At 64.7% G+C, this 9,763-nt stretch carries 7 protein-coding genes; 4 read left to right on the top strand and 3 right to left on the bottom strand.

The genetic code is table 11. The features are described 5' to 3' along the window. Nucleotides 1–169: 169 nt before the first annotated feature. The gene (locus B9A11_RS05870; protein ID WP_234988743.1) at nt 170–526 is read left to right on the top strand and encodes a response regulator; all 357 of its coding nucleotides are present in this window, start codon (nt 170–172) and stop codon (nt 524–526) included. 3 nt (nt 527–529) lie between these two features. Here B9A11_RS05870 and B9A11_RS05865 read toward each other — a convergent pair whose 3' ends face one another. Together B9A11_RS05865 and B9A11_RS05860 are read right to left on the bottom strand one after the other, a co-directional pair. Then, nucleotides 530–1,138: a nucleotidyltransferase family protein gene (locus B9A11_RS05865; RefSeq protein WP_058246826.1), complete on the bottom strand. Its 609-nt coding sequence runs from the start codon at nt 1,136–1,138 to the stop codon at nt 530–532. A gap of 183 nt (nt 1,139–1,321) precedes the next feature. Next, nucleotides 1,322–3,727 (bottom strand): GcvT family protein, encoded by a 2,406-nt coding sequence (locus B9A11_RS05860; protein ID WP_058246827.1) that lies wholly within the window; start codon nt 3,725–3,727, stop codon nt 1,322–1,324. Between the two features lie 166 nt (nt 3,728–3,893). On the opposite strand from B9A11_RS05860, the gene B9A11_RS05855 reads away from it, so the two are divergent. Both B9A11_RS05855 and B9A11_RS05850 read left to right on the top strand, forming a co-directional pair. Continuing rightward, on the top strand, nt 3,894–6,299 hold the full coding sequence (locus B9A11_RS05855; RefSeq protein WP_058246828.1) for a GcvT family protein: 2,406 nt from the start codon (nt 3,894–3,896) through the stop codon (nt 6,297–6,299). Between the two features lie 114 nt (nt 6,300–6,413). Further along, nucleotides 6,414–7,538: a histidine kinase dimerization/phosphoacceptor domain -containing protein gene (locus B9A11_RS05850; RefSeq protein WP_058246829.1), complete on the top strand. Its 1,125-nt coding sequence runs from the start codon at nt 6,414–6,416 to the stop codon at nt 7,536–7,538. Nucleotides 7,539–7,562: 24 nt separating this feature from the next. Here B9A11_RS05850 and B9A11_RS05845 read toward each other — a convergent pair whose 3' ends face one another. After that, the gene (locus B9A11_RS05845; protein ID WP_058246830.1) at nt 7,563–8,888 is read right to left on the bottom strand and encodes an HlyC/CorC family transporter; all 1,326 of its coding nucleotides are present in this window, start codon (nt 8,886–8,888) and stop codon (nt 7,563–7,565) included. A gap of 68 nt (nt 8,889–8,956) precedes the next feature. On the opposite strand from B9A11_RS05845, the gene B9A11_RS05840 reads away from it, so the two are divergent. Then, nucleotides 8,957–9,763: a metallophosphoesterase family protein gene (locus B9A11_RS05840; protein ID WP_058246831.1), complete on the top strand. Its 807-nt coding sequence runs from the start codon at nt 8,957–8,959 to the stop codon at nt 9,761–9,763.

The following is a 9,763-nucleotide window of genomic DNA, read 5'->3' as shown; positions in this document are numbered from 1 at the left end:
CGGCCCCACAGCAACCGGAACGGACCAAAGGAACGGGGCGGCGCAGGCTGCCCCGTTTCCTGTTGTTTGCGGGCGTTAACTTTTTCGAAATCGCGCGGGGCTAAGCTGGGCGGTGGGGTATAGCGCTGGTGATGCTGTGGGACAAAAGGAAGAACCAATTTGCCTGATCGTGGATGATGCCGAACTGGACCGCCTACTGATGCGGCGGGTCATGGCGCGGCACTGTCCAGATATCCCCATGCGCGTGGCCCCCAGCCTCAAGGCGGCGCGCGACAGTCTCTCCGCGCATCCCGTGGGGCTGATCTTTCTTGATAATATCCTGAGCGACGGGTCCGGCATCGACTTTGCCGAAGAGCTTCACAACCACCCGAAGTACGCGAAAATCCCCGTGGTCATGGTCAGCGATTTCCCGACGCCGTTCCTTTTTGCCAAGGCAAAGGCGGCCAATGTGCGGGAAATCTGGTCCAAGGCCGAGTTTCGCGGCCCGGACGTGCGGCGCGCCATGGCGCGCTACGCACTGCATTAGGGCTCAGGCCGACAGTTTCTGCGCGTCGCGCCAAGCGTCCCAGGCTTCGGGCGTGTCCAGATCGGTCAGGGCGCGTTCGCCGGGCAGGGCGACCTTGCGCAGGCGGTGTTGGTTCGCCTCCAGCACCTGGCGCGCGCCCTTGTCGCCGTTCAGCTGTTGCAGCGCCGGAAAGCAATCCGCCGGGAACAGCACCGGGTGACCCGGCGTGCCATCGGCGGCGGTGGCCTGTTGCAGCATCGGGAAGGGCGAGGCGCGAAAACTGTCGATCAGCGCCACGATGTCGGTGGTCTCGATCTCTGGCATATCGGCGGGCAGGATCATCAGCGCGCGCATGCCCCGCGGCAGAAAGCTGACCCCGCGCCGCAGCGACGACGACATCCCCAGCGCCGCATCGGGCACCGCGATCAGTTGCACCGGCAGCCCGGCCAGCGCCTTGGCCCGCGGGTGGTCGTGGCTGGGCACGGTCACCGTCACATGCGCGCCGGTAAAGATGGCCCGCTTCGCCTGTCGGCGCAGCAGAGGGAGGCCGTCGACCTCTTCGATAAGCTTGTCACGACCGCGCATCCGGGACGAAGCGCCGGCGGCGGGGATCAAAATGGCGATGTTTTGCATGAGACGACCATACCAAATTCTACGGAGCGCGCGCAAAGTATTTTGCACGCCTTTGTTGCGAAAACGCGCCCCGAAAGGGCCGACCTGACCCCGGTTGGCGTCAGTTTCTGCGCTGCGGCTTTACACCTTTTGCGTGTGCAAATGAAGATTTGGTTAATTTTCTGCACCTGCGAAGGGAAAAGGTCAGCCACGCATCCGCTTTGCATCCGAATCAAACAGCGGCTCGAACAGTTGCCGGGCATCCTGCCGCTTTCCAAGGATTTCCACCTGCATCGGTGTATCTGTCCCGGCCAGCGCCCGCGGGATCAGCGCCAGGGCGATCGACGTGCGCGCGTGGTGAGAATACCCGCCTGACGTGCAAAACCCTTGGACCTTGTCCCCAATCCAAACGGGTTCGTAGCCGTGCACATCGGCGTCCTCTGCGGTGACCTGCAACGCGACCAGAACCCGCGCAGGGGGCGTGGCGCGCTCGGCCTCGGCGGCGGCGCGGCCAATCCAATAGCTGTCCTTGCGCCAGTCGATAAAGCGGTCCAGACCCGTCTCGGCGGGGGTGTAATCGGGCGAAAACTCCGCCCCCCAAGAGCCAAAGAACTTGTCCAGACGCAGGCTCATCATGGCGCGCATCCCGAAAGGCGCCATCCCAAGCGGCTGGCCCGCCTGCCAAAGCGTCTGCCACAGCTGCCGTTGCGCCATGGGATCGCAGTAAATCTCGTACCCCAGATCGCCGGTGTAGCTGAGCCGCTGCACGAGGCAGTCGGTCATGCCGATGGTCATCTGCCGCGCCTCCATAAAGCGCAGGTCCACCGGCGCGCGGCTGACAGCGGCCAGCACGTCGCGGGCGCGCGGGCCCGCGATCTGAAAGCCGGTGACCCGGTCGGACAGGTTTTCGATCTGCACGCCGTCCGTCTGGTGCTGAAGGAACCAGCGCATGTGATAGGCCTGCGCGCCGTAGCTGGCGGTCAGGCGAAAGACGCCTTCGGACAGGCAGGTGACGGTGAAATCGCCAATGATCCGGCCCGCCGGGGACAGCATCGGCGTCAGCGACACCCGCCCCGGCGCGGGGATGCGCCCGGCCATGATCCGGTCCAGCCAGGCGCGCGCCTTTGGCCCGGTCACCGCGTATTTGCCAAAGTTTTGCAGCTCGTTGATGCCGACGGCCTTGCGTACGGCGCGGACCTCGCGCGCGGTGGCCTCAAAGGCGTTGGAACGGCGGAAGCTTGGGGTTTCATAGCGCGGCTCATCCCCTGCGGCGAAATAGTTGACCACCTCCAGCCCGTATTGCGCGCCCCAGACCGCGCCCATGCCATCAAAGATGTCATACATCGGCGTGGTGCGGTTGGGCCGCGCGGCGGGGAGCTCTTCATTCGGGTAGCTGACGGAAAAGCGCTTTTGATAGTTCTCGATCACCTTGGGCAGGGTGTAGCCGGGGCTGATCCAATCGCCAAAGCGCGCCACGTCCAGCGCGCGGGTGTCGCGTTCGCACTCGCCGTGGATCATCCATTGCGCCAGCATCAACCCGACGCCGCCGCCTTGGGAAAAGCCCGCCATGACGCCGCAGGCGCTCCAGTACCCGCGCAGGCCGGGGATCGGGCCGACCAAGGGATTGCCATCGGGGGCAAAGGTGAACGGGCCGTGGATGACGGATTTGACACCGGCGCGTTCCAGCACCGGAAAGCGTTTAAAGGCAAAGGCGATGCTGTCCTCGATCTTGTCAAAGTCGTCGGGCAGCAGTTCGTGCCCAAAGTCCCAAGGCGTGCCGTCCACTGCCCAAGGGCGGCAGGGCTGTTCGTAAAAGCCGATGCACAGGCCGCGCCCCTCCTGGCGCAGGTAGCTTTCCCCGGCGGGGTCCATGACGTGGGGATGCTCGGTGGCGCGCTCGTAGATTTCGGGGGTTTCCTCGGTGACGATGTACTGGTGTTCCATCGGGTGCAGCGGCAGGTAGACGCCCGCCATGGCGCCGACCTCGCGCGCCCAGAGGCCTGCGGCGTTGACCACATGGTCGGTGTGGATGGTGCCCTTGTCGGTGACCACGTCCCATGTGCCGTCCGGGCGCTGGGTGGTGGCGGTGACCTTGGTGTGCAGGTGGATCTGCGCCCCGGCCATGCGCGCGGCCTTGGCGTAGGCGTGGGTGGTGCCAGAGGGGTCGAGGTGCCCGTCGAGCGGATCGTAAAGCGCGCCAAGGATGCCATCGAGGTTCACGATCGGGGCGATTTGGGCGATCTCTTGCGGCGTGACGATTTCGGTGTCGAGGCCCATGTAGCGGTGCTTGGCGCGTTCGGCCTTGAGCATGTCAAAGCGTTCGGGCGTGTCCGCCAGCGTCAGCCCGCCCACGTGGTGCAGCCCGCAGGACAGGTCCGTGATCTCTTCGAGTTCGCGGTACAGCCGGATGGTGTAGCCCTGAAGCGCGGCCATATTGGTGTCGCCATTCAGCGTGTGAAAGCCGCCCGCCGCGTGCCATGTGCTGCCCGAGGTCAGCTCTGATCGTTCCAGCAGCACCACGTCGGTCCAGCCCAGTTTCGTCAGATGATACAGCGCCGAAGCGCCGACGACGCCGCCCCCGATGATGACGGCTTGAGCGGTGGTTTGCATGGCGTGTCTCCGATGGGTTGGGGCGCGGGGCAGGCGGGGTCTTTATGGATATTTGAAAAGAGAAGAAGCAGGGGGGAGTTGGCTATCCGCGACGGATTGTGTCGCAAACGGGCGACTTGTGTTCGGATTTGCGAGGCAGGCTGAGGGGAGCAGTAGGAGAGCGACGATGCGGCAGCGGGCGAATGCGGTGGTGATTGGCGGCGGAGTGATCGGCTGTTCGATCCTGTATCATCTGGCCAAGCTGGGCTGGTCGGACGTGGTTTTACTGGAACGGGACGAGCTGACCTCTGGGTCGACCTGGCACGCGGCGGCGAATATCCATGGGCTGCACGACAGCACGAATATCTCGCGTTTGCAGCACTATACCATGGCTTTGTACAAGGAGCTGGAGGCCGAGACAGGGCAGGGCTGTGGGGTGTTTCAGCCGGGATCGTTGTATCTGGCGCAGACCGAGGCGCGGGCGCAGCAGTTGCGCTTGCAGGCGGCCAAGGCGCGTTTGTACGGCATGAATTTCTACGAGATCAGCCGGGATGAGGCAGAGCGGCTGCATCCTTTGGTCGATTTCGACGGGGTGCGCTGCATTATGTTTGAACCCGAAGGGGGCAATGTGGACCCCAGCGGGGTGACGGCGGCCTATGTGGCGGGGGCGCGGGCGCGCGGCGCGCAAATTCACCGGTTTTGCCCGGTTCTGGCGACCGAAGCGCAGGCGGATGGGACGTGGATCGTGCGCACCCCGCAGGGAGAGATCGCCACCCCTTGGGTGGTCAATGCCGCTGGGCTGTGGGGGCGCGAGGTGGCGCGGCTGGCGGGGATCGAGCTGCCGCTGCAACCCACGGAACACCAGTATTTCGTGACCGAGACGATCCCAGAGGTGGCCGCGCTGGGGCGGCGCTTGCCCTCGGTGGCGGATCGCGATGGCGAGTATTACCTGCGCCAGGAGGGGCAGGGCTTGCTGGTTGGTGCCTATGAGCGCGATGTGCGGCTGTGGGCCGAGGGCGGCACGCCGCTGGATTTTGCCCATGAGCTGTTCGCCGATGATCTCGACCGGATCGAGGACAATATGCTGCGTGCCATTGACCGCGTGCCGGTGGTGGGCCGCGCCGGGATCAAGCGGGTGATCAACGGGCCGATGATCTGGTCGCCCGACGCCAATGTCTTGCTGGGGCCGGTGCCGGAAAAGCCGGGGTATTTCGTGGCGGGCGGCATCATCCCCGGCTTTTCGCAGTCGGGGGGCATGGGCCTGATGGCGGCGCAATGGATGGTCAACGGCGAGATGGACTATGACATGTTCGGCTGGGACGTGGCGCGCTTTGGCGGTTGGGCGACGCCTGAATTTACCCGCGCGCGGGTGCGCGACCAATACGCCAACCGCTTCAAGATCCACTTTCCCGGCGAAGAGCGCGCGGCGGGACGGCCGGCGCGCACCCGGCCCGTGTATGAGCGCCAGCGCGGGATGGGTGCGGTCTTTGGCCTGAATGCCGGGTGGGAGCATCCGCTGTATTTCGACACTGTGCCGGACAGCGCCGGGTTCACGCGCCAGCCGTGGTGGGACAGCGTCGGGCGCGAGGCCCGCGCGCAACGGCACGCCGCCGGGGTCATCGACATTTCGAACTTTGCGAGATACCGCGTGGCTGGGCCGGGGGCGCAGGACTGGCTGAACGCGGTCTTTGCCAACCATATGCCCGATACGGTGGGGCGGTCGTGCCTGACACCCCTGATCGGCAAACGCGGCGGGATTGCCGGGGATTTCACCGTCACGCGGCTGGGGCAGGAGGCGTTCTGGGTGATCGGCTCTGGCATGGCGGAACGCGCGCAGCAGCGCTATTTCCGGCAGGTCGACTTGCCAAAAGGGACCACGTTCCAAAGCCTGACAGACACCACAGCCGGGTTCAATATCGCCGGGCCGGACGCTCGCGCGCTGCTGCAACCGCTGACAGACACCTCGCTGGAGACAGCCGATTTCCCCTTTATGCGCTCTGCCCTGTGCCGCGTGGCGGGGGTCGACTGCGTGGCCTTGCGGGTGTCCTTTACCGGCGATCTGGGGTGGGAGCTGCACTGCGCCGCAGCCGATCAGGCCCGTCTGTACGATGCGCTGCTGGGGACGGGGGCGCAGCCGGTGGGCAGCCGGGCGCTGATGTCCTTGCGGCTGGAAAAGGGCTATGGGTCGTGGGGGCGCGAGTATACCATGGAAAGCTGGCCGCAAGAGGTGGGGCTGGCGCGGCTGTGCAAGATGGACAAGGCGTTCCTGAACAAGGACGCCTTGGCGCGCGTGATTGACCAGCCCGCGCGCGAGACGCTTGTGATGTTTGCGCTGAATGACACCGATTGCCGCGCGTCGAACGCCGATGCCTCGAGCGGCGAGCCGGTGTTCAAGGACGGCAAGGGGATTGGGCGCGTGACCTCTGGCGGCTACGGCTACGGCGTGGGGCAAAGCCTTGCGCTGGGGTTCATCACCGCGGGCAGCGCCGCCCCGGGCGAAACGGTTGAGATCATGGTGCTGGGCGCGCCGCATCGGGCGGTGATCCTGGACCAGCCGCCCTTTGATCCCAAAGGTGTACGATTGCGTGCATAGGTACACGGAAAAACAATGTAAAATTTACTGCCGATTGGGTGCGTTAACGAGTTTTTAACCTTGCCCCGCGCCGGTGTGGCATTATTTTACCGCTGCACGGTAAGAGGGACTGCCATGCTTGCTGCAAAATCTCAGAACGAAGGCGCTCGGCTCGCCGAGCTTCAGGCCTATGACATTCTCGACACCGCCCCCGAGGCGGATTTCGACGATGTGCTCAACCTTGTGGCCAAGCTGCTGGAGGTGCCGGTGGCGCTGGTGAGCCTTGTCGATCAGGACCGCCAGTGGTTCAAGGCGCGCACCGGCTTCGACCCAAGCCAGACCCCGCTGGATCAGGCGATTTGCGCCCATGCGATCCTTGGGGATGACATCCTTGAAATTCCCGACACGATGGATGACGCGCGTACCGCCGACAATCCGCTGTGCTGCGGGCCGCTGGCCGAGATGCGGTTTTATGCGGGCGCGCCGCTGATTTCCCCCACCGGGCATCGGCTGGGGACGCTCTGCGTGTTGGACAGCGTGCCGCGCAAGCTAAATGACTTGCAGCGCGAAACCCTGCGCGTGATGGCCAACCAAGTGATGCGCCAGCTTGACCTGCGGCGCGCCTTGGCCGCCGAAGAGGTGCTGCGCGATGAAATCGACCACCGGGTCAAGAACTCGCTTCAGACGGTGGACAGCCTGGTACGGCTGTACCGGGCGCGCGCCAAGCATGACGAAACCCGCGGCGTGCTGGACGCGGTGGCGCGGCGTGTGACGGCGGTGGCCGAGCTGCATCTGGCGCTGTACCGCGCCGATCTGCGCCACGAAATCCCGCTGGATGACTACATGTCGCGCGTGGTCGCGCTTCTTAATCGCCAAGCGCCCGAAGGCGTCCGTCTGATCGCCGAGATGACCTCTGCCAAGGTGACCCCCGATGCGGCGCAGGCCTTGGCGGTGATTGTCAGCGAATTTGTCGCCAACACGTTCAAGCACGCTTTTGCGCCGGGCAGCATTGGCGAGGTGCGCGTGACCCTGACCCAGGACGCCCATGGCTTGACCCTGACCTGTGCCGACAACGGCAATGGTGGCGGTGAAGGCTCTGGCGAGAGCGGGACGGGCATTGGTCTGCGCCTGATGGAGGCCGCCGCCGACCAGCTTGGCGCGCAAATGGAGCTTGGCGGCACGGATCAGGGCTATGCCCTGCGGCTGACCATCCCGGCGCCAGAGACCGCCCTGCAAGCCGATCAGGTCGCCGCGCAGTAACCTCTGCCGCTGCTCTGCTGCGGTTTAATCCGCCTTGACCACCTCCAGCGGGCGCACCTTGAGCTGGGTGATGCGGTTGTTCTCGCGCTCCATCACCTCGAACCGAAAGCCGTGAAAGCTAAAGACCTGACCGCGCGTCGGGATCATCTGCGCCTCGTGGATGACCAGCCCCGCCACGGTGTTCGCCTCGTCGTCGGGCAGGTTCCAGTCGGTGGCGCGGTTAAAGTCGCGAATGGTCATGGCACCTTCGATCCAATAGTTGCCATCCTCGGCCATCTTGATGGTGTGATCAGCGTCCGGGTCGAATTCATCGGTAATCTCGCCGACGATCTCCTCAAGGATGTCCTCAAGCGTGATCAACCCCTGAAGCGAGCCGTATTCATCCACCACCAGCGCAAAATGCGTCCGGCGGCGCAGGAACTGGCGCATCTGCTCATCCAAGGGCGTGGTGTCGGGGACAAAGTACGGCTTCATCGCAACGTCCGTTACGTTGAAATCCTTCAGCACGCCTTCCATGGTGTTGTCCTCGTCCACGAGGCGATACATCGAGCGCAAGAGATCCTTGGCGTGGATCACGCCGATGATGTTCTCGGGGTCGTCGCGGTAGACGGGCAGGCGGGTGTGGCTGCTTTCCAGAGCCTGCTCAAGGATCTGCTGCGGCGGGGTGTCGGCGTCGATCATCTCGATCCCCGAACGGTGCAGCATGATTTCCTCGACCGTGCGCTCGCTCAGGTCCAGGGCCCCAAGGATCCGGTCGCGGTCTTCCTTTTCGACGACACCTTCGGAGTGGCCCAGTTGCAGCGCCCCGGCGATCTCTTCGCGCACCGCCAAGATGTGGCTGTCCGGGTCGGTCTGCACGCCAAAGATGCGCAGCACCCCGCGCACCAGCAGCCGCACGGCAGAGACCACCGGCGCGAACAGCTTGACGATCACCGCAATGGGGGTGGCGACGCGCGCCGCGGCGGTCTCGGGGTTGGTGATCGCATAGGTCTTGGGCAGCACCTCGGCAAAGATCAGCACGAGCAGCGTCATGAACAAGGTCGCCAGCGCCACGCCGCTCTCGCCAAAGAGGTTGGTGAACAAGGCGGTCGCCAGCGAGGTCGCCAGAATGTTCACCATGTTGTTGCCGAGCAGGACCGAGCCGATCAGCCGCTCATTGTCCTCTGTGATGGCCAAGGCCTTGGCCGCCCCGCTCGAGCCCTTGTCCTGCGCCGCCTTGAGTTTCCCGCGCGAAGCGGCGGTCAAAGCGGTCTCGGAGCCCGAGAAAAACGCCGACAGCATGATCAGCGCCAGAATTGACGCGGATGTGATCCAAAAGGCGGCGTCAAAGAGCGTGGTTTGATCTTCCATGGGGCGGGCGTTCCTTTATTGCTAAAGGGGTTATGGGGGCGCATCCCCGCAGGATCAAGGGGCGGCCCATGTTGACCAGACGCACAACGCAGATAACCCTGCCCAAAGGCGGGCCGCTGCTGGTCTTTGGCGGGCCGTACTCCAACCTACAGGCGACGCAGGCCATGCGCGCGCAGGCGACGGCGCTCGGCATCCCGCCAGAGCGCTGCATCTGCACCGGCGACGTGGTGGCCTATGGCGCGCACCCGTCTGAAACGGTGCAGGAAATCCGCGACTGGGGCTGCCACGTCATCGCCGGCAACGTCGAACGGCAACTGGCCGAAAACGCCCTCGACTGCGGCTGTGGCTTTGAAAGCGGCACCACCTGCGATCTACTGTCCGCAGGCTGGTACGCCCACGCCAATGCCCAAACGACGCCCGAGGACCGCGCATGGATGGCGACCCTCCCGGACCTTCTGTGCATAGACACCCAATGGGGCCCGATCTGGATCACCCACGGCGGCACGTCAGAGGTCAATCGCTTCCTCTGGCCAACCACCCCGACCAAGACGCTGTCCGCAGAAATCGCCCACCTGCCGACCAAACCCGCTTACGTCTTCGCGGGCCACAGCGGCATCCCGTTTCAAACCCAAGTGGGCCAAACCCTCTGGATCAACGCCGGCGTCATCGGGATGCCCCCGCACGACGGCAAACCGCAAACCCGCTACACGCTCCTGCACGAAACCGGGCAAACCGAAATCCGAACGCTCATTTACGACCACCAAACCGCCGCCGCCGCGATGACGCAGGCCAACCTCACCCAAGGCTACCACACCGCCCTCACCACCGGCCACTGGCCCTCAGAGGACATCCTCCCAGGCGCCTTACGCCGCTAG

It is taken from the genome of Tropicibacter naphthalenivorans (assembly GCF_900176475.1).
Lineage (GTDB): Bacteria > Pseudomonadota > Alphaproteobacteria > Rhodobacterales > Rhodobacteraceae > Tropicibacter > Tropicibacter naphthalenivorans.
This window is presented reverse-complemented; position numbering and strand designations above follow the sequence as displayed.

Coding starts and splice junctions, on each gene's coding strand:
- B9A11_RS05840 (WP_058246831.1), top strand. CDS start 8,957: ATGTTGACCAGACGCACAACGCAGATAACCCTGCCCAAAGGCGGGCCG.
- B9A11_RS05855 (WP_058246828.1), top strand. CDS start 3,894: ATGCGGCAGCGGGCGAATGCGGTGGTGATTGGCGGCGGAGTGATCGGC.
- B9A11_RS05845 (WP_058246830.1), bottom strand. CDS start 8,888: ATGGAAGATCAAACCACGCTCTTTGACGCCGCCTTTTGGATCACATCC.
- B9A11_RS05850 (WP_058246829.1), top strand. CDS start 6,414: ATGCTTGCTGCAAAATCTCAGAACGAAGGCGCTCGGCTCGCCGAGCTT.
- B9A11_RS05865 (WP_058246826.1), bottom strand. CDS start 1,138: ATGCAAAACATCGCCATTTTGATCCCCGCCGCCGGCGCTTCGTCCCGG.
- B9A11_RS05860 (WP_058246827.1), bottom strand. CDS start 3,727: ATGCAAACCACCGCTCAAGCCGTCATCATCGGGGGCGGCGTCGTCGGC.